Genomic DNA, 508 nt, shown 5'->3' with positions numbered 1-508 from the left:
TACTCCCGTGGCTGTAATATCAATCTTCTCCATCATACCTTTGTATTTTTGAGGGTCAGAAGATACGAATGAAAAAGAATGTATTAGGAAATATTCTATTTAGTAGTAAAAATCATTTCCATTGAGTCCAAACACCATTGACTCGTGACCTCTTATACTCTTTCAGGTCGATAAAGGATATTGCTATTTGTACAAAATCAGCTGAACCTATAACTTTGACCCAATAAAAGCTATTAGTTGGAATGTTTGCCACATTATTCCATACGCTATATTCTCCAGCTTCTACAAGGTTGTTTAAGTCTCCATCTTTAACAATATTTGCTTTGTTCATTTGCAAATTAAGGTCGCTTTTCTTAATCTTCACCGGTTCACTACTTGTTTCCCCATAGAAAAAATCTGCATCATCCTTAACAGATAAGCTGTTCAAGGCTTGACTTATGTTTACCTTCTCTATCATACCTTTGTATTTTTGAGGGTCAAAGGATAGGGTAGGAAAATGGATACTCCA

The 508-nt window shown here is 35.0% G+C and carries 1 protein-coding gene; it reads right to left on the bottom strand.

Going from position 1 to position 508, the window contains the following annotated elements:
* Window positions 1-112 precede the first annotated feature (112 nt).
* Window positions 113-508 (bottom strand): pyocin knob domain-containing protein (locus tag DW800_RS19440; protein WP_207814347.1); only part of this gene is annotated, 396 nt, incomplete at its 5' end.

The organism is Bacteroides sp. AM32-11AC (assembly GCF_003603515.1).
In the GTDB taxonomy this organism is placed as follows: domain Bacteria; phylum Bacteroidota; class Bacteroidia; order Bacteroidales; family Bacteroidaceae; genus Bacteroides; species Bacteroides uniformis.
Note: the sequence above shows the minus strand (reverse complement) of the source record. Positions and strands in the feature narration are given on the sequence as shown.